Source organism: Halorubrum coriense DSM 10284, assembly GCF_000337035.1.
In the GTDB taxonomy this organism is placed as follows: domain Archaea; phylum Halobacteriota; class Halobacteria; order Halobacteriales; family Haloferacaceae; genus Halorubrum; species Halorubrum coriense.
The window spans coordinates 26,031-47,026 of the sequence record NZ_AOJL01000048.1; the positions used below are offsets into that span (position 1 = coordinate 26,031).

The window sequence follows — 20,996 nt, forward strand, 5'->3', positions numbered from 1 at the left end:
CGAGGCGTTATCTCGATCCATTCTAATCACGCCCCAGAATGAAGTAAGCACCCACGATGACTAACATCCCGAGGACGGGAACCCCACCGACGCTACCGGAGAGAATCCCGCCGCCGCCGGAGGTACGTTCGAGCGTCCCCCAGTCCGTCGAAGCGATAAGCGACGAGTCCCCGGCGGTCGAGACATCAACCCGGATTGAGTCGTAATCCCGATCCGAATCCGACACCGTGAACGTCGAACTAGAAATGTTGCCCGCGGTCACGGATAGCGTCTCTTGAGCGAGAACGGTCCCATTACCGGCCGTTTCTCCCTCTGCGAGCCCTTCATACGCCACATCTACCGACACCGGACCGGACCCGTTCATATCCGCTACCCCGGTCAGATCAACATACGCTGATTCGGTCGAATTGGTCGGTGTAAACGAATCATCGACGAGGACTCCCGTATCAGACTGTGCCGCCGCACCGCCGGAGAACGCCACTCCGGCCGCAGAGACGAACATCACCAGAACGAGCACGAGAGTCCCGATGTTGCTTGTGTTGCGGTTCATGAATCATCCCCACGAACGGAGTCGATGACATCCGTCACGTCGTAGACGCCCATGTGGTCGGCGAGCGTGACCACGCCGGCGACTGCGACAGCAGCGTAAACGACAGTCGCCGCGGTCGGCGAAGAGAGCGCGGCGGCGAGCTCGTCGACGGCGTTGTAGTCGAAGAACTCCAGTAGGCCCCAGTTGATCGAGCCGATCGACGTGAGGATCCAAATGACTCCCGCGATCGTGTCCTCTCCGTCCCAGATGGAACTCATAGCATCCACCCCAGAGCGAACTGCCCGGCCGTAACTGCGATCACGTAGAGGAGCCCCCACAGGTCGGAGGACTGAAAGAAGCTGCCGACTGTGTCCGGAAGCGCGATGAACGCAACTGGGAGCACGAGCGTCCCCACCGCCGCAGCCATATACCACCCCTGAAGGCCTTGGATATCGTCAGAGAGCGACTGAAACTCGGTGTTGTCGTTCGTCAGGATGGTCCCGACGATCGAGCCGTATCCGAGAATCCACGCGGTCGAGAGGCCGATTCCACCGATCGTGAACTGAACGGCGGAGAAATCCACGTCGAACAGTTGGAACGTTGCGATACCGACGAGCATGAACGCCGAAGCGAGGCCCGTAACCACGAGGGACGCGTCGACGGCGTCGAATTCCATTTTCGCCATGCGAGCAGCCGGGCCACGGTGATCCACATATACTCCCGCATTCAGTACGGTCTGTGCCCGTCACGTGTCACTTGGAGGTATCTTTAAGTACACCACCGTGCCCGCGAGAGTCGATGGGCTTCAAAAGTCTCGTCGACCGCGATGGCAGCGGAACCGTAACGATCGACAAACAGCACCTCGAACTCGACGGATTAGTCGCCGAAGACGGTTCGATCAAAGAGGCCGACGCTCACACGCAACGAGTCGGTGAGCGCGCGTACCTAGTGCGCTTCCCCGAGGACGGCGAAGTACCGACGCTGCTAGAACTCGTGGGGCGAGCGTGAAACCTTCGGGAAGGGGGTTCTCGACGCGAGTCCACAGGGTCCGACGTGGATGTATTCACGATCTGCGATCTATGTACCTCGCTCGGCGTGACCGGCGCGCGAGGTACATAGAAATTGGTTGGGTTGCGGGTGACCGCCGTGGTAATCGTGGTCGATCCGTGGGTGCCACTTCAATACGGACCAGTTCGGTCACTCCAGAACGACGGGATCGTGACCCCCGTACATACGATGTGGTATAAATGAGCCGTCGAACCAGCCTCAAGCTAACCGATGAACGCGAACGCCAGCTCGAAAAGGCGAGTAAGATCGTAGCGAGCGGTCCCGACGACGACCCGCCGATGAGTGTCGTGATCGACGCCGCCCTCGCACATCTGATTCAGTCAAAAGAGAACATCCGCGAGGCTCGCGAGGAATTAGATCCGGCGGCAATTCAGCGGTTCAATACAGATGTACTCGGATTGCGGTACAGAACAAGAATAGAAAGTCGTTGGAGATAGCTGTGGTCAGTCTACGAGGTCGGTAGTCCCCTCAAAGATCACGTTGCCACTCGGATCGTGAATGAGCTGGACCGTCGAATCTGAGCCGCCATTGAACGAACTGGAATTGTCAAACTGTACCGTTACCCCGGTTTCCCAATTTTCGGAAGAAAGATCTGTGCTAACTCCAGTACGCCGTTCTCCGTCAACGGATAAGACGAGATCGTCGATCGGAATTGCCTGACCACCAGTCTTTGTGATATTCACCGTTGTATCGTTTGAGCTTTCGATATCGAAACTCGCCTGCGGCGCTGTATCTCCTAACTGGTCGCCGAGTCCGAGGACGAAAGTCCCGATAACGGCCGCCAGGATGACGGTGATTGCGACCATGAGTATGACGCCGATGACGGGACTTACTGCCCTGTCGTCCGCGTTGGATTGGTTGCTTGGTTTCATAGTTTGAACCCAGCGGCCACCGACGAACGAGACGCCGAGATTCGGGCGCCGTTGTCGACGCCAGAGAAATCTTTGCCCCGTTCAGATCGGTTGCTGGTTACTCGCAGAGAGGTAGGTCTTCCTTATGTACTTACTGGCATGAGTATCAGCGGAGAAAATTGGACAAGTAGGTTCACGTTAACTGACGTATCTATCGTAATTATGGAACCCACGGCGCCCTCCCTCTCTCGGACTTACAGCGATCGCGTGTATCCGGACCCGTGGGAGAAGGTTCTCGACTATCGTCGCGTCCGCGAGTACGCCGCTGAACACCCAAACGCCGGCCGGGTCCGTGTTGGACGAGCGCTTGACCTTCCCTCCGCACGCGTCCGCGGCTGGCTCAAAGACGCTGTGCCCGATCCGGTTCGGGGAATTAATGCTGCGATCGACCGTGGCTGGCTCGACCCGGATCCCGAGAGCGAGACGGCTGCCGAGCTCGTTGACCTGCTCGCGCACGTCCTCGCCGGGGGGAGCATCGCGGCCAAGACTTACACCCCTGCGGTGACGCCCGGGAAGCGAGTGAGCGCTGCGGAGGTCCGGAAAGCCTTCGAGCGCGTCGGCGTAGAAACGCGCACCCGTAACGCGGACACGCCCAACCGGGCGACCGAGATCGTTCCCACGTGCGACGGGACGGTTCTTGGCCGTTGTCTCGTCGCAATGGGCGCACCAACGGGAGTGAAAACATCGCTCGATCACCTTCCAGCGGTCGTGTGGGACGTTCCTCAACAGGTTCGTCGGTCATTCGCACGGATCTACGTTCGACACCGCGGGCTGAAATACGCTGATAAGTCGACCACACAGGTACAAGTCGAACGACCGAGTTCGTTCATCGCGGAGCTCCGGGAGGTACTGAACGACGTACTAGATGAACGCGTTACCACGGCGGATACCGGGATCACTATTTCGGCGGCTGCTGCTCGGGAGCTCGGTGTCGAGTAGCGACGACACTTGTCTCACTATTCTTGGAGGTCGCTAGTATCGAGTTCGCCAGCGAGATAGGCGCGACCGCGTTCCGTGATCCGGTAGTACCCCCGCTTCTCGGAGGTCTTTTCGACGAGTCCATGTTCGTCGAGAATCGGGAGCCGTCGCTTCACCGTCGGATGAGAGACTCCGTCGATGTTGTGAGAAATCACCGCTGGGGGAAGATCTAGGTTGGACTCGTGGAGCAACTCCAAAATTACAGGGTCCGACTTGGTCATCCACGACACCAGCGGGCGCATACTCTCATGAATCGGTCCCGATGTGATAACACCACCTGAGATTTTCCCATATAATCCCATATGGCTCATATACAATACTGTATAGTATCAAAATATAAGTAGCCACTACTCTACATCCGGATCAACGGAAGCACTATCGCGGACCCGTCGCTCTCTGATGGGTCCGGCTCGAAGGAAAGCGGACCCCGCTGCTGGAGACAGCGGGTCCGCGTGGGCTTCCGTATCTGAGGTACGAAAGCCATGCTCGACCACTACGCGCCGGGGTTTGAAGTCCCCGATCGATCGAGGCACCGCAACACAACCGCCGGACAGGACCACTTTCAGTTTCACTCCACGCGTCTGGATCTTCTCTTTTTAACACCGGTTCTTCAGTCGAAACTGATGCCTCCGAAAGAAGTTGTGCGGATTGAAGACCGGCAGGACAGGTGGCGGTACGTGTGTCCCCGCGGCCACCGTTCGTGGGAACCGACAAATCACCACTTCTGGTGTCAGAAGTGCGCTGCGAGCAACGACTATGACGGCGTATTTCAAACCCTCCGCGACCGCAAGACGGGCGCTTCGTTGACTCGTGACCGAGTGCGACTTGTTACGTCAGTCGGTCCCTACGACCGAGATCTCGACAGTGAGGAGGGGTCGGCGTGAGTGACGACGATCTACAGGATATTCCGCCCTCGGTTGCGCGAGATCTATACCTCGACCAACGGCGCGAGGAAGTGAGTACGTCGACTCTCAAATCGCACCGGTACCGAGTCGATCAGTTCGTCGAGTGGTGCGAGGAGAATGGGATCCGGAGCATGTCGGAACTCGACGGGCTTGATCTCCACAACTACCGGATCAAGCGTCGCGAGGAGGACGGGCTCAAGACGATATCCCTACAGGGTCAACTCTCGACGATCCGCCAGTTCCTCCGTGTTTGTGCGAACGTTGAGGCGGTTGAGGAAGGGCTTCACGAGAAGATCATCCTCCCGTCCGTCCCGAAGTCGGAGCAGTCGAATGACAAACTGCTTTCGAAGGCGGAAGCAGAGGCCGCGCTCGAATACTTGGACCAGTATCAGTACGCCTCGCGAGAACACGTCGAGCTGCTACTCCTGTGGCGTACGTCGATGCGTCGAGGCGGACTCCGGGCGCTCGACTTGGGCGACTTCGACCGCGAAGAGTCGGTTCTCGAAGTTCGCCATCGCCCCGAGAGTGAGACGCCACTAAAAAACGGCGAGTGGTCAGAGCGTGACGTTCAGATTCACGACTCGGTCCGGGACGCGTTGATCGCGTTCATCGAAGGCCCGCGGAAGGATGTGGTCGACGACTACGATCGCGCTCCGCTCTTGACGACGACACATGGCCGCGTCGCTCGCGGAACAGTGAAACAGGACATGTACCGGGTGACCCGGCCCTGTATGTACGGGGTCGAGTGTCCCCACGATCGCGACCCCGACGAGTGCGAGGCGACCGAAGCGCGAAAGGCGAGCAAGTGTCCGTCCTCGCGGTCACCGCACGCGATTCGGACAGGATCGGTCACGGCCTACCTCGATGAGGGGACGCCGAAAGCGGTCCTCGGCGACCGGGTCGACATGACGGAGAAGACGATGGAAACGCACTACGACAAGGCGAGCAAGCGCGAGCGGATGTACCGCCGGACCGACTACTTGCCAGAGGATTTCTGATCATGAACGCAACTATTGACGAAACAAATCCGATCCCGACCGACGAGGGGCACCGCCGACTATTCAGCCGCTACCCGTGTTGGCCCACCTACAACGCGCGCGGCCTTCGGCCGTGCGGGATTGGTGGGCTGGGACTCCCCAGCCACCCAATTTCGTCGTTTCACTCCTCTAGAGACATTGTCAGCGTGTGTCTCGTTCGAACTCGAATCACTTCCCCTGACTGCGCATCCCGACTACACCCGAATTAACAACCACACCAGGGTCGACGAGGTCACCGACTCGGAACCCACAGGAGACGGAACTCTCGGTCGGCGGAAGTCGGAGCGATTTATGTGTCGGCCTCGCGTCGTGCGACGCAGACGCGATAGCGGCGCTTCGCCGCCCGAGTTATCATGGACCGAACCGACCGGAGCCCGGATCCCGACGACCTGCTCGAACCGGCGCTCACGGAGCCGGGCTCGTTCGACGCCGCGCGGACCGCTCGGTTGGTCGCGGCGTTGGAGCACGACGACGACGAGGTCCGACGGGCCGCGTCGTGGGCGATCCGGTTCGTCGCCGCGGAGACGCCGTCGCTCGTCGGTGCCTGCGCGGGGCGGTTCCGGCGCGCGCTCCGCGACTCGGACGCCCGGCCGGCCGCCCTCCGGACGCTCGCGGTCGCGGCCGAACACGACCGAGAGGCGGTCGCCGACATCGTCGACGGAGCGGCCGAGGAGAGGGCGATCGACGGGGCCGTCGCTCGGCGGGTCGTCGCGGGGTACCGGCCCGTCGGTCCGGCGGCCGACGGCTCGGTCGTCACGGACGAGGGAGACGAGACGGAGTCGCCGCCCTCGACGGCCGGCGGCGAGGAACGCGCCGGTTCGGAGGCGGCCTCGTCCGGCGAGGACGCAGCGGACACGGGAGACGCGGAGACGCCCGGCTACCTGCCGAGCGAACCGCCCGCCAAGCCGCCGCGGCTCGACCGGTCGCTGACCGAGTACGAGCCGGACGCGGCGAGGGGGCGGCGCGAAGGGTCCTCGGGCGAGCGGGTCCGGTTCGCCGAGGGCGGCAGGGAGTTCACCGGGACGCACTGGCGCTCGGCGAGCGTCGGCGCCGTCGACGAGGAAGAGTACCGGAACGCGCTCGACCGCTGGCGTCGGATCGACGACCACGACGCCGTCGCACGCCTCGTCGACGGCGGCACGCGGCCGACGCCGTGGCTCGTCTCCGAGCGGGGCGGCCCGGACTCGCTCGCCGAGCGGAACACCCCGTTTCCGCCGCCGGAGGCCCGCTGGGTCCTGGCGCGGATCGCGGACGCGGTCCGGTACGCGCACGCCGCCGGCGTGGTCCACGGCGGGCTCCGGCCCGCGTCCGTCGCGTTCGTGAACGCCGTTGAGGACCCCGACGCGTGGGCGTCCCCGCGGGTCGGCGGCTGGGGCCTCCGAGAGACGTTCGGCCCGAGCGAGGAGCGATTCGAACCCTCGCGTCGGTACGCCGCGCCCGAGCACGTCGCCCCCGAGCGGTTCGGCCGCGTCGACGCCGCGACCGACATCTACGGGCTCGGCGCGATCGGGTGCGAGCTACTGACCGGCGGCGCGGCCGGCGAGGGGCAGACCGCCGGCCTTCCCGAGGGGGTCGCCGCCGAGCTCCCGTCGGGGCTGTCGACGGTCCTCGCGAAGTGCCTCGCACCGGCGAAGATGGAGCGGTACGCGTCCGCGGCCGCGTTCAAGCGCGAACTGGTGACGGCGGGTGACGATGCCTGAGGCGGGGCTGGCGGTCCTCGTCGCTCGCCTCGCGGACGCCGGTCTCGCTCCGGGCGTCGGCGACGCCGTGCCGAGCGTCGTCGGCGCGGCGACCGCTCCGGTCGGCGGCGGAGTCACCCGGTTCGTGGCGGGAGTGCTCGTGTTCGTCGCGTGCCTCGGGACGACGCGGTACGCGCTGCTGAACGCGAGCCGGGAGCCCCACGACACGCTCGTCTGGCGGTACGTCGCGCTGTCGACGGCCGTCGGCGGCGCGTTCGCCGCCCTGTCGGTCGTCGAGACGGTCTCGCCGACGGTCGGGACGGTCGTGCTGGCGTTCAGGCTCCTCGCGCAGCTGTTCTTCGCCGTCTTCCTCGCGCTGTCGCTGCGGGAGCTGTACTACGCGCAGCCGGCGACGTCCACCGACGGCGACCGGCTGTCGCTGTCGACGGCGCGGCGGGTGGAGACCGCCTTCATGCTGCTCGCGCTCGTCCAGTTCCCGATCGTCGTCTGGGTCGGGCCGACGGCGGTCGCGCGGGTGATCATCGCGGTCGCGGCCGCCGCGTTCACCGTGTACGGGGTCTCGTTCGGCCACGCGATCCGGGCCCGGCGGGCGACCCGGGGGACGGTACTCGACGCCACCGTCACGTACACCATCGCCGTCCTGCTCTGCGTCGGCGCGGTCAGCGTCACGGAGGGCGCGGCCGTCGCCCCGGTGCCCCGGCCGGCCGTCGCCGGCGCGGTCAACGTCCTCCTGGTGATGGTCGGGTCGTTCCTGATCAGCCTGCTGATCCGGCTGAAACGGAGCGCGGACGCGACCGGCGGCGCGCCGTGATGACCGACGGTACGCCGTGACGCGACCGGCGGACGAGGGCCACAGGAGTCCGGTTCAGAGGTCGACCGGCGCGCCGCTCGCGGCGCTCTCGGCCAGCGCGTCAAGGACGCGCACGTTCTCGACGGCCGCCGCGCCGTCGGTCAGGGGGGTCTCGTCGGCGGCGACGCGGTCGGCGAAGTGCTCCACTTGGAGTCGGTACTGGTCCACCGCCGGGAACGTCTCGACCCCGCGACGGCCGTCGATCTCGTACGCCAGTTCCAGCCGCTCGTCCGCCGGCGCGTCGAACGCGTTCTCGACCTCGACCCAGCCGTTTGTCGCGTCCACGCGGTACCGCTCGACGTGTCGCGTGTCGAAGCCGGACGCGACCCGCGCCGACCGGCCGTCGTCGTACGCCAACACGCCCGCGAGTTCGGTGTCGACCCCGGCGTCGCGGGTGTCGCTCGCGTGAGCGTACGCCCGGTCGGGGGCTCCGAGGACGGCGCGGGCCAGCGAGACGGGGTAGCACCCGACGTCCATCAGCGACCCGCCGGCGAGTTCCGGGTCGAGCCGGACGTCGTTCGGCCGGTCGTACAGCGGGAACCGGAACGTCGCGGTCACGGTGCGGACGTCGTCGAGCGCCGACGCGGCGAGCTCCACGGCCCGCTCCGTCCGGGGGTGGTACCGGTACATGAACGCCTCCATCAGGGTGACCCCGCGGCGGTCGCAGTGGTCGACGACGTCCCGCGCCTCCGCGGCGTCGGCGGCCAGCGGCTTCTCGCAGAGTACGTCCAGCCCGGCGTCCGCGGCGCGCTTCGTCCACTCGGCGTGGAGTCCGTTGGGCAGGGGAACGTAGACGGCGTCGAGGGCGTCGTCGTCGAGCAGCGCCTCGTAGGAGCCGTGGCTGCGGGGGATCGAGTGACGGGCGGCGAACGTCTCCGCGCGGTCGGCGTCTCGGGACGCGACCGCGCCGACCGCGTGGTCGCTGGCGGCGATCGCCGGGACGACGGCCGTGTCGGCGATCCCCGCGGTGCCGAGGACGCCGAATTCGAGACGGGGCGGGCCGGTCGAGTGAGCGCTCATATCCGCGGCGACGCGGCCCCACCTCAAGTGGTTTGGGTCCCCGGCCGAGGGACGCGTTCGTCGGCGACGGCGCGATCCGGCGCGTGATATATCCGTCTACGAGCCCGAGACTCCGTCGATGCGGTCCGACCCGCGAACGGCGCTCCGGCGGCTCTACAGACAGGTGACACCCATGGAACTCACACAGACGCAGGTACGCGAGTACGACCGCCGCGCGACCGAGCGCGACGAGACCGAGACGGCGACGTTCGGCGTCGGCTGCTTCTGGGGACCGGACGCGCAGTTCGGCGCGATGGAGGGCGTCGTCCGCACCCGCGCGGGGTACGCGGGGGGCACGAAGCGCGACCCGACGTACCACTCGCTCGGCGACCACACGGAGGTCGTCCAAGTGGACTTCGACCCCGAACGGACGACGTATCGAGACGTTCTCGAACGGGTGTTCGCGTCGCACGATCCGCGGCGACAGACCCGGAAGACGCAGTATCAGAACGTCGTGCTGGCCGAGAGCGCGGCCCAATGGGAGACGATCGACGAGTTCCTCGCCGGGCGCGGGCTCACCGCCGACGGGATCGACACGCGCGTCGAGCAGCTGTCGCGCTTTTACCCCGCGGAGGACTACCACCAGAAGTACAAGCTGCGCTCCGCCTCGTCGCTCGTGGACGCGTTCGACGCGGCCGGGTACGGCGACGAGGACCTGCGCGAGTCGCCGCTCGCCGCCAAGCTGAACGGCTACGCCGCGGGACACGACGCCGATATCGCCGAAGCGCTCCCGGCGTCCGAGTGAGTTCGGCGTGGGTCGCCCCGCCCGTTTGAAGGCGGTCGGCGACCAGTTTCCATCATGGAACTCACGCCGGGCGTACACGGGCTCCCGTTACGCGTCTCGATGGACGACCGCGAGGCGATGTTCAATCCGACCGCGGTCGAGACGCCGCAGGGGCTCCTCCTGATCGACGTCTGCCTGCCCGGCGAGGTCGGCGTCCTCGAAGCCGCGCTCGCGGACGAGGGGCTGTCCCTCGACGACGCGTGGGGGGTCCTCGTCACGCATCAGGACTTGGACCACGCCGGCTGTCTGGCGACCGTAGTCGACCGGACCGACGCCGTCGTGTTCGCCCACGAGGTCGAGGCCCCGTACCTGGAGGGCGAGACGGAGCTCGTCAAGTCGACCGAGGAGCGACCGATGGCGATCGAGCCGACGACCGTCGACGTCCGCCTGACCGGCGGCGAGACGTTCGCGACCGCGGCCGGTCCGATGGAGGTCGTCCCGACCCCCGGCCACAGTCCGGGGCACGTGTCGGCGTACTTCCCCGACGCGGAACTGCTCGTCAGCGCCGACGCGCTCACCGTCGTCGACGGCGAACTCGTCGGCCCCCGCCCGGAGGTGACCCAGGATCTCGACACCGCGCGGGAGAGCGCCGCGACCCTCGCCGACCGCGACGTGGCGGAGACGTTCTGTTTCCACGGCGGACGCGTCGCGGCCGGGACGGAGCGTATCGAGGAAATCGCGGCCGAGCGGTAGCGTCGACGCCTCGGGGGCGGACGCTTTCCGGGGCGCGATCCGTGTCTTCAAGCCGAGCCCGCTGTCACGATCCGTCGTGGAAGAGAACGAACTCTCGCTCCGCTCGTACGACCCGCGGGACGACGCCGCTGTGTGGACGCTTCACGAGTGGGCGATGCGGGAGACCGGCGTCGACCCGTCCGACGTGCCCGGGACCGACGACCTGCGGTCCGTGACGGCGTCGTACCTCGACGCGGGGGGCGCGTTCGTCGTCGGCGTCGTCGACGCCGATCCGTCGTCGGGTGACCGGTCGCCAGATTCGCCGTTGGCGTCGCCGGAGCTGACCGAACTGACGACGCACGACGGGACGCTTGCCGCGATGGGCGGGTACGTGCCCAACGAGGCCGGGCACGGCGACGAGCGCGACCGGCCCGGTGCCGCGGAGCTTCACCGGATGCGCGTCGCACCGCCGTACCAGCGGCGCGGCTACGGGCGGGCGCTCCTGAGCGAACTGGAGCGGCGGGCCGCGGCCGACGGGTTCGAGACGCTCCTCGCGACGACGTCGACCCGCCAGTCGGCCGCACTCGAGTTCTACGCGAGCCGGGGGTACGAGCGGGCGGCCACGTCGGCCGCCGGCGCGTACGAACTCGTTCACTTCGAGAAAGAGCTCTGAACGCCGCTCCGGGAGGCGTCGGTCGGGGAGGGCCTCAGCCCGAAAGGGAGGGACTCACCCGGAGAGGTCGAAGTGCTCCGCCGCCGTCTGCATGTCCTTGTCGCCGCGCCCGCAGAGGTTGACTAACAGCGTGTCGTGCCGGTCCTCCTCGGCCAGCTTGGCGGCCAGCGCGAGGGCGTGGGCCGGCTCCAGCGCCGGGATGATCCCCTCCGCCTCGCTCAGTTCGCGGAACGCGGCCAGCGCCTCGTCGTCGGAGACCGCGTGGTACTCCGCGCGGCCCATCTCCTGGAGCGCGGCGTGCTCGGGGCCGATGGCCGGGTAGTCGAGCCCGGCCGAGATGGAGTGGTTCTCGGCGTCGTCGCCGATGGTCTTCGTCTTCATCCCCTGGAATATCCGTGGCTCCTCCTGTTTCGTCTTCGACAGCGGGGCCGAGTGGTTCGCGTCGTCGGTGCCGCCCGGCTCGGCGCCGTAGAACATCACGTCGTCGTCCTTGAACGCGTGCCAGAGGCCGATCGAGTTCGACCCGCCGCCCACGCAGGCGACGCACGCGTCGGGGAGGTCGCCGTGGAGCTCCTGGATCTGCTCGCGGGCCTCGGTCCCGATGACGGACTGGAACTCGCGGACCATCCGCGGGAACGGGTCGGGGCCGACGACGCTGCCGACGAGGTAGTGCGTCGAGTCGACGTTCTCGGCGAAGTCACCTAACGCGGCGTCGACCGCCTCGGCGAGTCCCTCGTTGCCGCGATCGACCGGCTCCACGTCCGCTCCCATGAGGCGCATCCGGAACACGTTCATCTCCTGCCGCTGCATGTCGTGCCGGCCCATGTACACGGTCGTGTCGAGGTCCAGCAGGGCACCGACCATCGCCGTCGCGGTGCCGTGCTGGCCCGCTCCGGTCTCGGCGATCAGGCGGTCTTTTCCGGCCCGCTTCGCCAGCAGCGCCTGCCCGAGCGTGTTGTTGAGCTTGTGCGCCCCGCCGTGGAGGAGGTCCTCGTGTTTGAGGTAGATGTCCGCGCCGTACCGTTCGCTGAGCGTCTCCGCGTAGAAGACCGGCGTCGGCCGCCCCGCGAAGTGTTCGAGCAGGTCGCGGAACTCCGCCATGAACTCGTCGTCCGCGACGGCCTCCTCGTACGCCGCCGCCAGCTCCGCCAACGGTTCCTCCAGCGGTTCCGGGACGTGTCGGCCGCCGAACTCGCCGAACTCGCCTGACGTACCCATGCGTGAGGGATGTGGCCGCGGCTCAAAAAAAGACGAGGGAACCCCCGGGAGCTGCCGCGGTCGCGGCGCCCGCCCGTGGCCAACGATATGTGTCGCGGCCGAGACGGTGGCGTATGGACCGGTTGGTCTGTTACGACTGCGGCGAGACGTACCCCGCCGGCGAGGCGGCCCGCTGCGCGTGCGGCGAGCCGCTCTGGTTCGACACCGGCGGGACCGAGTTCTCGTGGCCCGACGCGAGCGACGGCGACGGCGGTGGCGTCCGACTGGGACGGGACTCCCTCTGGCGCTACGAGTCTATCCTCCCCGCGTCACAGCCGGGCGGTCTCGCGGCCGCCGCCGGGGGCACGCCGCTGTTCCGCGCGCCGTCGATCGAGCCGTCAGACGGCCCGCGGATCCACCTCAAGATCGAGGGGACCAACCCGACGGGGAGCTTCAAGGACCGCGGGACGGCCGTCGGCATCGGTCGCCTCGACGGCCCGGTCGGAACCGTCTCGCACGGCAACATGGCGCTGAGCGTCGCCGCGCACGCGGCGGCGCTGGACCGGGAGGCCGTGATCCTCGTCGCCGAGGACACTCCGGACTCGCGGCTCGCGATGATCGCTCAGCACGACCCGCACCTGTTCCGGGTCCGCGGGGAGTACGGGCGGCTCTACGACGACACGCTCGAACGCGACCTCGGGGTCGGCTTCCTCAACTCCGACGCCCCGCTCCGGGTCGCCGGGCAGAAGACCGTCGCCTACGAGATCTGCGAGGCGTTCGCCCCCGACGCGCCCGACGCGGTCGTCCTCCCGGTCAGCAGCGGCGGGCAGGCGAGCGGGGTCTGGAAGGCGCTCCGGGAGCTTGACGCGGCGGGACTGCTCCCGTCGGTCCCGCGGATCTACCTCGCGCAGGCCGCCCGGTGCGACCCGATCGCGCGGGCGTTCCGGCGGGGCGACTCGCGCGTCGAACCGGTCGATGGCGAGCCGACGGCGGCCGTCTCCATCAACAACGCCGACCCGCCGAGCGGGACCCGAGCGCTGGCCGCCGCGCGGGCGACCGACGGCGGCGTCGTCTCCGTCTCGGAAGAGGCGATGCTGGCCGAGACGGACCGGCTCGCCGCCGACGCCGGGGTCTCCGTCGAGCCGTCGTGCGCGGTGGCGACGGCCGCGGTGCGGGAGCTCGCCGCGGCCGGCGAGTTCGGGCCCGACGACGACGTCGCCGCGATACTGACCGGGTCGGGGTACAACTACGGGCCGACCGAGGCCGACGCCTCGACCGTCCGAGAGGTCGACCGAGCCGACGTTCCGGACGCCGTCCGCGAGATCGTGTCGTGACCGGTCGGCCGATTCGATGCCGAGCAGGGGAGCGGTTCGCAGGGGCGACCGACGGGTCGGAAAGTAGTGTGACCGCACACTGAATTCATTCCGGACACCCACGTACTCGCACGTATGAGCAGCGAGCGCGTCGACTCGGAGAGTACAGTCTCGGGGAATCAGGCGAACATCCCCGCTCACATCCGTCGGGAGCTGGAGATCGACGACGGGGACACGCTCCGCTGGCGGATCGAGGACGACGGCACGCTTCGCGTCCGGATCGTTCGACAGCGCAGCGGGACGTTCGGCGACTTCGACGGGTACGACGGCGACCGGGAGACTGACGTCGAGAGCGAGCATGACGCCTGGGGCGTCGACCCCGAATAGATGCCTCGGGCGCTCATCGACACGAGCGTCCTCTTCGCGGCGGCGTACCGTCGGGACGGCGCGCACGGCGACGCGCTCCCGATCTTCAGGGGGACCGACGCCGCGGATCTCCCGGAGGCGGTGATCATAGACCACGTGCTCGCGGAGACGCTCAACGGCCTGACGACGCACGCGGGCCACGAAGCCGCCGTCGACCTCCTCGGCCGGGTGGAGGAGAACGCACAGCACCACGTCGACTCGCTGACGGCGGACGCGTTCGCGACGGCGAAGGGACTCTTCCGGCGGCACGAGGGGTTCTCGCTCGTCGACGCCTGTCTCGTCGCGTACATTCGGGCCGAGGGGATCGGCTACTGCTACGCGTTCGACGACGATCTCGACGCCGCCGAGGGCGTCTCCCGCCTCGACGTCGCGACGAATCCGTACCAGCCGGAGTGACTGGCGGGCAACGTCCGCGAGTGCGGCAGCCGCGATCCGGGGCCGAGCTGACCGCTCGCCGAGTGTGGCGTGTTCGCAAGCCCCACTACGCTTAACCGGTCCGGGCGAGATATTCCGATCGATCATGAAGAAACTGATCAACGATCCGGACGACGTCGTCGACGAGATGCTCGACGGGATGACAGCGACGTATCCCGACCGCCTGCGACGCCTGCCGGACACGCAGGTGCTCGTCCGCGACGACGGGCCAGTCGATGAGAAGGTGGGGATCGTCACCGGCGGGGGCAGCGGCCACGAACCGACGCACGCGGGGTACGTCGGCGACGGGATGCTGGACGGCGCGGCCGCGGGCGACGTGTTCTCCTCGCCGACCGCCGACGAGTTCGAGGCGCTGATCGACGCCTGCGACGCGGGCGACGGCGTCCTCGCGGTGATCAAGAACTACGAGGGCGACGTGATGAACTTCGAGACTGCCATCGAACTGGCGGAGATGGAGGGCGTCGAGGTCGAGAGCGTCGTCGTGGACGACGACGTGGCGGTCGATGACTCGCTGTACACCTCCGGCCGCCGCGGCGTCTGCGGGACGATCCTCGTCCACAAGGCCGCCGGCGCGAAGGCCGCGGCGGGCGGCGACCTCGCCGAGGTCAAGCGCGTCGCCGAGAAGGTGGTCGACAACGTCGGCACGATGGGCACCGCGCTCACCTCCTGTGTCACCCCCGAGAAGGGCGAGCCGACCTTCGACCTGGGCGACGACGAGATCGAGCTCGGCATCGGGATCCACGGCGAGCCGGGCACGGAGCGCACGGAGGCGATGAGCGCCGACGCGATCACCGAGGAACTGACCGAGGCGGTGCTCGACGACCTCGACCTCGACGAGGGCCAGGAGGTGCTCACGATCGTCAACGGGATGGGCGCGACCCCGCAGATGGAGCTGTTCGTCGTCAACCGCCGGCTCCAAGAGCTGCTCGGCGAGCGCGGCCTGGAGACTTACGACGCGTGGGTCGGCGACTACATGACCTCGCTCGACATGGCGGGCGCGTCGATCACGGTCTGCGCGGTCGACGACGAGCTGAAGGAGCTGTTCGACGCGCCGGCCGACACCCCGGCGCTGACGACGAGATGACCGGGGACGGGGCAGCGGTCGTCGCGGCGGTCGGGGCCGTCGCCGAGCGCATCCAAGCGGAGCGCGACCACCTGACTGAGCTCGACTCCGCGATCGGGGACGCCGACCACGGGGGGAACATGGCGCGCGGCTGGGCCGCGGCGGCCGAGGCCGCGCGCGACCTCGACGACCCCGACGCCGAGACCGTCGCGAAGACGGTCGGCAAGACGCTGATGAGCGAGGTCGGCGGGGCCTCCGGGCCGCTGTTCGGCGGGTCGCTCGTGTTCGCGGCGGCGGAACTCGACGGCGGGGTCGACGCAGAGACCGCGGTCGCGTTCGCCGAGACGTACTTGGAGAAGGTCGAGGACCGCGGCGACGCGCGGGTCGGCGACCAGACGATGGTGGACGCGCTGACGCCCGCGGTCCACACGTTCAAGAAGTCGATCGAGACCGACGGCCTCCCCCCGATCGAGGCGCTCGCGAAGGCGGTCGACGCCGCCGAGCGCGGCGTCGCGTTCACCGTCCCGATCCGCGCGCGGAAGGGCCGCGCCTCCTACCTCGGCTGGCGCTCCGTCGGTCACCAAGACCCCGGGGCGACGAGCGCGCTGTTCATCCTCGAGGAGCTCCTCGCCGTCGCCGCGGAGCGGCTCGGCGTCGACGCTCCGAGGGCGGACGCGACGTCGCCGACGATCCCGGACGACGATCCGGACGCGGAGGCGAGCGACGACTCCGACGCGGCCCCGGAGGGCGACTGATGGTCGGGATCGTCGTCGTCTCGCACAGCGAGCGCGCCGCCGAGGGGATCGCGGAGATCGCCGCCGAGATGGCCGGCGACACCCCCATCGAGCCGGTCGGCGGCGACGGAAAGGGGGGGATCGGCACCGTCCCCGACGCGATCGAGGCGGCGATCGACGCCGCGGCCGGCGGCGACGAGAGCGGGGGCGATCCCGAGGACCTCGACCCGGTCGTCGTCCTCGTCGACCTCGGCAGCGCGGTGATGAACGCGGACGTGGCGGTCGAACTGAGCGACGCGGAGGCCGTGATCGCGGACGCGCCCGTCCTCGAGGGCGCGGTCAACGCGGCGGTCGCGGCCACGGACCCGTCGGCCACGGTCGAGTCCGTGCGCGAGCAGGCGGAGGCGGCTCGCGACGTCGACAAGCTCTGACTACGGGGCCGCGGCGAGCGCCCGGGCGGCCCTACGCTCCGCGCTCGTCGAGCCCCAAGACGTCGAGCACCTCGGCTCGCGTCTCGCAGGCGAGCGCGTCGGTCGCGAGCGACCGAGCGGCGTCGGCGTCGACCTCGCGGACCCGCCGTTTCACGTCTGGGACCGTCACCGCGCTCATGCTGAGTTCGTCGAAGCCGAGCCCGAGGAGCAGGTCGGTCAGCGCCGGGTCGCCCGCCATCTCGCCGCACATCCCGACCCACGCGTCGCACCCCTCGACGGCCGCGGTCGTGCGGTCGAGCGCGCGCAGCACCGCCGGGTGGAGCGGGTCGTGGTGGTCGGCGACCGCGTCGTTGCCGCGGTCGGCCGCCATCACGTACTGCGCGAGGTCGTTCGTCCCGACGCTCAGGAAGTCGAGGCGGTCGGCGAGCGCGTCCGCGAGGAACGCCGCCGCCGGCGTCTCGACCATCGCGCCCAGCGCGGGGACCGCGTGGGCGACCCCCTCGTCGGCGAGGTCGGCCGCGACCGACTCGACGGTCGCGACCGCGCGCTCGACCTCCTCGACCCGCGTGACGAGGGGGAACATGACGGCCAGCCCGTCGCCGTGGTCGGTCGCCGCCGCGCGGAGCAGCGCCCGGACCTGCGTCTCGAAGAGGTCGGCGTGCTCGTCGAGCGACAGGCGGATCCCCCGCCGCCCGAGGAACGGGTTCGGCTCGTCCGGCAGGTCGAGGTACGGGACGGGCTTGTCCCCGCCGACGTCGAGCGTCCGGACGACGACGCGGTCGTCGGGGAACGCCGACAGCGCGGCCGCGACCGCCTCGAACTGCTCGTCCTCGGTCGGGGCCGCCTCGCGGTCGACGAAGAGGAACTCGGTCCGGAACAGCCCGATCCCGTCCGCCCCGCGCTCGGCCGCCGGGGCCAGTTCGGCCTCGCCGCCCACGTTGGCCGCGACCTCGACCGGGCGACCGTCGGCCGTCTCGACGCGCTCACGGATCGCGTCCGGACCCGACTCCAGCGCCGCGGCCCGGCGCTCCTCGTCGGGGTCCACGACGACCGTTCCGGCCTCGCCGTCAACGAGGAGGGTCTCCCCCGCCGCGATCGATTCGAGGTCCGCGCCGACGCCGACGACCGCAGGGATCGCGAGCGACCGCGCGATGATCGCGGCGTGGGAGGTACGGCCCCCCTCGACCGTCGCGATCCCGGCGACCGCGTCCGGGTCGAGCGCGGCGGTGTCGCTGGGAGTGAGCCGCTCCGCCAGCAGCACCGTGCCCTCGGGAAGCGCGGCGAGGTCCGCGGGCGAGCGGGCCGCGACCGATCCCGGTGACTCGCCGGAGTCGGAGTCGGACGTCGCGTCCGCATCGCCAGTCCCGACGAGGAGCGCGCGCAGCAGCCGGTCGCGGACGTCGCGCAGGTCGTCGGCGCGCTCGGCCATCCGGCCCTCCATCCCCTCGAACTGGGCGACCGCTTCGTCGAACCGGTCGGCGACGGCGTGTGCCGCGGGCGTTCCGTCGCGGATCGCGGCCTCGACGTCGTCGATCATCGTCGGGTCGTCGAGGAAGCCCTCGTGGGCCTCGAACACCGCGGCCTCGTCCTCGCCCACGCGCTCGGCCGTCCGGTCGCGGGCGTCGCGAAGCGCCTCGCGGACCGCGTCCCGGGCCGCCTCGTATCGCTCCAGCTCCGCGTCGACGTCGACCGACTCGGGGTCGGGGCGGTCGGGCAGCGTCAGGTCGGCGTCCGGGCGGTACCAGCGCGCCGCGCCGACGCCCGACCGCGGCGTGCTGCCGATCCCGTCGAGCGTCCTCACGGCGCGTCCTCCGCACCTTCCGCGTTTTCGGTGTCGTCCCCGTCGGCACCCTCCGCGGGCTCCTCGACCGGAGTCGCGAGCAGGTCACAGACCGCGTCCAGCGCCGCCTCGGCGTCCTGCCCCTCGGCGACCACGCGGACCGACTCGCCGTGTTCGACGCTGAGCCCGCTCACGGAGAGCATGCTGTCGGCGCGGACGAGCCCGTCGTCGCCGTCGTCGGCGCGACCGATCGACACGTCCGCGTCGAATCGGTTCGCCGCCTGTACCAGCTTCGAGGCGGGTCGCGCGTGGAGTCCGGCTTCGGGTTCGACGGTGACGGTCCGTTCCATACGGAGCCGTTCGACGCCGGTCGGTAAGAGCTGATCGGGCGTTCAGGGAGCGGCCTGCTTCGTCGAGACCAGTTCGATCACGTCGCGGTGGGAAAGCTCGCGGTCGGTCCCGACCTGCCGGCCGCTGCGGCAGTCGGTGCCGTGGAGCAGCCCCTCGCCGATGTCGGAGTGGATGTGGTACGCGAAGTCCTCGGTGGTCGACCCCTCGGGGAGGATGAAGCAGTCGCGGAAGACGCCCTTCTCGTCTTTGCTCCCGTTCGCGGAGCCGGGGAACACGGCGATACAGCCCAGCACGTCGAAGACCGCGGCTTCGAGCGCGCCCTGAACGCCGGTCCCGTCGTACTCGTCGACGAAGTCGGCGATCTGATCGAGGCCGGCTTTCTGCTCGCCGGAGACGTCGCCGACGACGTCGAACTCGGCGTCGCCGGGCGTGTAGTCGACGACGCCGCCGTCGTCCGCGTTCTTCAGTGCCTTCTCCGCGTGGGCGCTCGCGGGGACGAACGAGAGGTGGTCGTAGTCCGGGTCGGTCGTGATTTCCGCCCAGTTGGCCTGCGCCTCGGGCGTGTCCATCTTGTTGGCGGCGATCACCATCGGTTTCGTGCGCTTGCGGATCTCGCGGGCCAGTTCGACCCTGTCCGTCTCGTCCCACGTCTCCGGGTCGAGTTCGAGGTCCTGCGCGAGGATGGTGCGTTTCATCCGGTCCTTGTCCGTGCCGAACGCGGACATCTGGTCGGCCAGTTCGGCCTCGATCGCCGCGTCCGCGCCGTGGTAGCGCGTCTCGAACTTCTCCAGACCCTTCTCCAACACGTCGAGGTACCACGCGTCAAGCTCCTCCTCTAAGAAGTCGATATCCTCGCGGGGGTCGTGACCCTCGGTCGCCTCGCCCTCGATGTCGGTCTTGCCCGAGAAGTCGACGACGTGGATCAGCACGTCGGTCTCGTTGAGGTCGGTGAGGAACTGGTTGCCGAGGCCGCGCCCCTCGTGTGCGCCCGGGACCAGCCCGGCCACGTCGACCAGCTTCACGGGGACGAACCGCGTCCCCTCGCGGCAGACGCCGACGCTCGGCGTACACGTCTCGTTGAACTCGGGGGCTGCGCAGTCGACGCGGACGTACGCCTCGCCGACGGTCGGGTCGATGGTGGTGAACGGGTACGCGCCCTCGGGCACGTCGTTCATCGTCGCGGCGTTGAAGAACGTCGACTTCCCCACGGAGGGTTTGCCGACGAGACCGATCCGGTAGCTCATTACCACCGCTGCGCGACGCGGCGGCAAAAGCGATGCGAGACGCGGCGTGGCGTGGGGATCGGTGACGGGGACGGGGAGCCGGCGGCGAGTCGTCGCGGGGGCCCGAGTTACGCGTCGCCGTCCGACTGGCCCGGTTCCCCGAGCGCCGCTATCGGGAGGACGTTCTGGAGCGCGGCGTACGCGTCGGCGGCGCTCTCGAACGCCTCCTGGTCGACGTCCGCGAGGAGGTCGCCGAGGTCCGCGTCGCCGTCGGCGAACAGCACCGTCGTGCCCGCGAACGAGGCCGCGAGCGCCTCGCGGTCCGCGGGGTACGCGTGGTCGCCGAGCGTCGGTTCGAGCCGTGAGAGGGTGATCTGGTCGGACATACCGTCCCCTCGGCGGGACGGAGGTTAAGTGCGCGCCCCGTGGGTGGGCCCGCTGGGTCCGCGCGACGGGCGCTCGCCGCGCCGACGCGCCGGTGAGACCCGGACCGGAGCGCGGACGCCCGCGAGAAACCGGCAAGAACAAAGGGTTATCCGTGGCCATCTTCATGGTACACGTGAACATGCCCCTATACGACCGGATTCTGGTCCCGACCGACGGCTCCGACGAGGGGGAGCTGGCGGTGTGTCACGCGCTCGACCTCGCCGCGGTCCACGGGGCGTCGGTCCGCGCGATCTACGTGGTCGACACCGCGCGGTACGCCGGGATGCCGATGGAGACAACGTGGGAGGGCGTCGGCGACCTGCTGTACGACGACGGCGAGGCGGCGCTCGAAACGGTGCGGGAACTGGCCGCGGACCGCGGCGTCGACGTCGAGACCGCCGTCGTCGACGGCTCGCCGAGCCGCGAGATCATCACCCACGCCGAGGAGGCG

Annotated in this window: 27 protein-coding genes; 16 read left to right on the forward strand and 11 right to left on the reverse strand. The window is 68.8% G+C overall.

Annotation, left to right across the window (positions count from 1 at the left end; translation table 11 throughout):
* Positions 1–22: 22 nt before the first annotated feature.
* The 3 genes from C464_RS11760 to C464_RS11770 are packed head-to-tail and all read right to left on the reverse strand — an operon-like array spanning position 23 to position 1,214.
* Positions 23–550, reverse strand: a complete 528-nt coding sequence (locus tag C464_RS11760; protein ID WP_006113924.1) for a hypothetical protein — start codon at positions 548–550, stop codon at positions 23–25.
* Positions 547–807, reverse strand: a complete 261-nt coding sequence (locus C464_RS11765; protein ID WP_006113925.1) for a DUF378 domain-containing protein — start codon at positions 805–807, stop codon at positions 547–549. The genes C464_RS11760 and C464_RS11765 overlap by 4 nt, the downstream gene beginning before the upstream one ends.
* Positions 804–1,214: a hypothetical protein gene (locus tag C464_RS11770; protein ID WP_006113926.1), complete on the reverse strand. Its 411-nt coding sequence runs from the start codon at positions 1,212–1,214 to the stop codon at positions 804–806. Before C464_RS11770 ends, C464_RS11765 begins: the two co-directional genes overlap by 4 nt.
* A gap of 113 nt (positions 1,215–1,327) precedes the next feature.
* Between C464_RS11770 and C464_RS11775 the strand changes: the two genes are divergently transcribed.
* Both C464_RS11775 and C464_RS17485 read left to right on the forward strand, forming a co-directional pair.
* Positions 1,328–1,537 carry a hypothetical protein gene (locus C464_RS11775; RefSeq protein WP_006113927.1) on the forward strand — a complete coding sequence of 70 codons (210 nt, stop codon included), beginning with the start codon at positions 1,328–1,330 and terminating at the stop codon, positions 1,535–1,537.
* Positions 1,538–1,776: 239 nt separating this feature from the next.
* Positions 1,777–2,034: a DUF7386 family protein gene (locus tag C464_RS17485; RefSeq protein WP_080510433.1), complete on the forward strand. Its 258-nt coding sequence runs from the start codon at positions 1,777–1,779 to the stop codon at positions 2,032–2,034.
* 6 nt (positions 2,035–2,040) lie between these two features.
* Here the strand turns inward: C464_RS17485 and C464_RS11780 are convergent, their stop codons facing one another.
* The gene (locus C464_RS11780; protein WP_006113928.1) at positions 2,041–2,469 is read right to left on the reverse strand and encodes a type IV pilin; all 429 of its coding nucleotides are present in this window, start codon (positions 2,467–2,469) and stop codon (positions 2,041–2,043) included.
* Positions 2,470–2,670: 201 nt separating this feature from the next.
* On the opposite strand from C464_RS11780, the gene C464_RS11785 reads away from it, so the two are divergent.
* On the forward strand, positions 2,671–3,447 hold the full coding sequence (locus tag C464_RS11785) for a hypothetical protein (protein ID WP_006113929.1): 777 nt from the start codon (positions 2,671–2,673) through the stop codon (positions 3,445–3,447).
* A gap of 17 nt (positions 3,448–3,464) precedes the next feature.
* Here the strand turns inward: C464_RS11785 and C464_RS11790 are convergent, their stop codons facing one another.
* On the reverse strand, positions 3,465–3,728 hold the full coding sequence (locus C464_RS11790) for a helix-turn-helix transcriptional regulator (protein WP_006113930.1): 264 nt from the start codon (positions 3,726–3,728) through the stop codon (positions 3,465–3,467).
* A gap of 713 nt (positions 3,729–4,441) precedes the next feature.
* On the opposite strand from C464_RS11790, the gene C464_RS11795 reads away from it, so the two are divergent.
* The 3 genes from C464_RS11795 (at position 4,442) to C464_RS11805 (ending at position 7,939) form a co-directional block, all read left to right on the forward strand.
* Positions 4,442–5,389, forward strand: a complete 948-nt coding sequence (locus C464_RS11795) for a tyrosine-type recombinase/integrase (RefSeq protein WP_239640226.1) — start codon at positions 4,442–4,444, stop codon at positions 5,387–5,389.
* A gap of 392 nt (positions 5,390–5,781) precedes the next feature.
* On the forward strand, positions 5,782–7,128 hold the full coding sequence (locus C464_RS11800; RefSeq protein ID WP_006113932.1) for a protein kinase domain-containing protein: 1,347 nt from the start codon (positions 5,782–5,784) through the stop codon (positions 7,126–7,128).
* Positions 7,121–7,939: a hypothetical protein gene (locus C464_RS11805; protein WP_006113933.1), complete on the forward strand. Its 819-nt coding sequence runs from the start codon at positions 7,121–7,123 to the stop codon at positions 7,937–7,939. Before C464_RS11800 ends, C464_RS11805 begins: the two co-directional genes overlap by 8 nt.
* Before the next feature lie 54 nt (positions 7,940–7,993).
* On the opposite strand, the gene C464_RS11810 is transcribed toward C464_RS11805, so the two are convergent.
* Positions 7,994–8,998 carry a Gfo/Idh/MocA family protein gene (locus tag C464_RS11810; RefSeq protein ID WP_006113934.1) on the reverse strand — a complete coding sequence of 335 codons (1,005 nt, stop codon included), beginning with the start codon at positions 8,996–8,998 and terminating at the stop codon, positions 7,994–7,996.
* A gap of 172 nt (positions 8,999–9,170) precedes the next feature.
* Between C464_RS11810 and C464_RS11815 the strand changes: the two genes are divergently transcribed.
* From C464_RS11815 to C464_RS11825, 3 genes are all read left to right on the forward strand, one after another.
* Positions 9,171–9,782: a peptide-methionine (S)-S-oxide reductase MsrA gene (locus C464_RS11815; protein WP_049911112.1), complete on the forward strand. Its 612-nt coding sequence runs from the start codon at positions 9,171–9,173 to the stop codon at positions 9,780–9,782.
* Between the two features lie 54 nt (positions 9,783–9,836).
* Positions 9,837–10,514, forward strand: coding sequence for an MBL fold metallo-hydrolase (locus C464_RS11820; RefSeq protein WP_006113936.1), 678 nt, complete (start codon positions 9,837–9,839; stop codon positions 10,512–10,514).
* 76 nt (positions 10,515–10,590) lie between these two features.
* The gene (locus C464_RS11825) at positions 10,591–11,166 is read left to right on the forward strand and encodes a GNAT family N-acetyltransferase (protein WP_006113937.1); all 576 of its coding nucleotides are present in this window, start codon (positions 10,591–10,593) and stop codon (positions 11,164–11,166) included.
* Positions 11,167–11,220: 54 nt separating this feature from the next.
* Here C464_RS11825 and trpB read toward each other — a convergent pair whose 3' ends face one another.
* Positions 11,221–12,384 (reverse strand): tryptophan synthase subunit beta, encoded by a 1,164-nt coding sequence (gene trpB, locus C464_RS11830; RefSeq protein ID WP_006113938.1) that lies wholly within the window; start codon positions 12,382–12,384, stop codon positions 11,221–11,223.
* 113 nt (positions 12,385–12,497) lie between these two features.
* Here trpB and C464_RS11835 point away from each other — a divergent pair, with 113 nt between their 5' ends.
* The 6 genes from C464_RS11835 (at position 12,498) to C464_RS11860 (ending at position 16,765) form a co-directional block, all read left to right on the forward strand.
* On the forward strand, positions 12,498–13,697 hold the full coding sequence (locus C464_RS11835) for a threonine synthase (RefSeq protein WP_006113939.1): 1,200 nt from the start codon (positions 12,498–12,500) through the stop codon (positions 13,695–13,697).
* Between the two features lie 114 nt (positions 13,698–13,811).
* Positions 13,812–14,063 (forward strand): AbrB/MazE/SpoVT family DNA-binding domain-containing protein, encoded by a 252-nt coding sequence (locus tag C464_RS11840; protein ID WP_006113940.1) that lies wholly within the window; start codon positions 13,812–13,814, stop codon positions 14,061–14,063.
* Positions 14,064–14,498 carry a PIN domain-containing protein gene (locus C464_RS11845; protein ID WP_006113941.1) on the forward strand — a complete coding sequence of 145 codons (435 nt, stop codon included), beginning with the start codon at positions 14,064–14,066 and terminating at the stop codon, positions 14,496–14,498. It abuts the gene before it with no gap.
* A gap of 124 nt (positions 14,499–14,622) precedes the next feature.
* Entirely contained in the window at positions 14,623–15,621 is a 999-nt protein-coding gene (gene dhaK, locus C464_RS11850) for a dihydroxyacetone kinase subunit DhaK (RefSeq protein ID WP_006113942.1), read from the forward strand.
* On the forward strand, positions 15,618–16,355 hold the full coding sequence (gene dhaL / locus C464_RS11855; RefSeq protein ID WP_006113943.1) for a dihydroxyacetone kinase subunit DhaL: 738 nt from the start codon (positions 15,618–15,620) through the stop codon (positions 16,353–16,355). The genes dhaK and dhaL overlap by 4 nt, the downstream gene beginning before the upstream one ends.
* Complete coding sequence (locus tag C464_RS11860; protein ID WP_006113944.1) at positions 16,355–16,765, forward strand: PTS sugar transporter subunit IIA domain-containing protein; 411 nt, start codon at positions 16,355–16,357, stop codon at positions 16,763–16,765. The genes dhaL and C464_RS11860 overlap by 1 nt, the downstream gene beginning before the upstream one ends.
* A gap of 31 nt (positions 16,766–16,796) precedes the next feature.
* On the opposite strand, the gene ptsP is transcribed toward C464_RS11860, so the two are convergent.
* The 4 genes from ptsP to C464_RS11880 form a co-directional block, all read right to left on the reverse strand.
* Positions 16,797–18,566: a phosphoenolpyruvate--protein phosphotransferase gene (gene ptsP, locus C464_RS11865; RefSeq protein ID WP_006113945.1), complete on the reverse strand. Its 1,770-nt coding sequence runs from the start codon at positions 18,564–18,566 to the stop codon at positions 16,797–16,799.
* Positions 18,563–18,895: an HPr family phosphocarrier protein gene (locus C464_RS11870; RefSeq protein ID WP_006113946.1), complete on the reverse strand. Its 333-nt coding sequence runs from the start codon at positions 18,893–18,895 to the stop codon at positions 18,563–18,565. The genes ptsP and C464_RS11870 overlap by 4 nt, the downstream gene beginning before the upstream one ends.
* Before the next feature lie 42 nt (positions 18,896–18,937).
* On the reverse strand, positions 18,938–20,140 hold the full coding sequence (locus C464_RS11875; RefSeq protein ID WP_006113947.1) for a redox-regulated ATPase YchF: 1,203 nt from the start codon (positions 20,138–20,140) through the stop codon (positions 18,938–18,940).
* 107 nt (positions 20,141–20,247) lie between these two features.
* Positions 20,248–20,505: a DUF5789 family protein gene (locus tag C464_RS11880; RefSeq protein ID WP_006113948.1), complete on the reverse strand. Its 258-nt coding sequence runs from the start codon at positions 20,503–20,505 to the stop codon at positions 20,248–20,250.
* A 179-nt stretch (positions 20,506–20,684) separates the two neighbouring features.
* Here C464_RS11880 and C464_RS11885 point away from each other — a divergent pair.
* Positions 20,685–20,996: universal stress protein (locus C464_RS11885; RefSeq protein WP_161781679.1), on the forward strand; the 312-nt coding region annotated here is incomplete at its 3' end.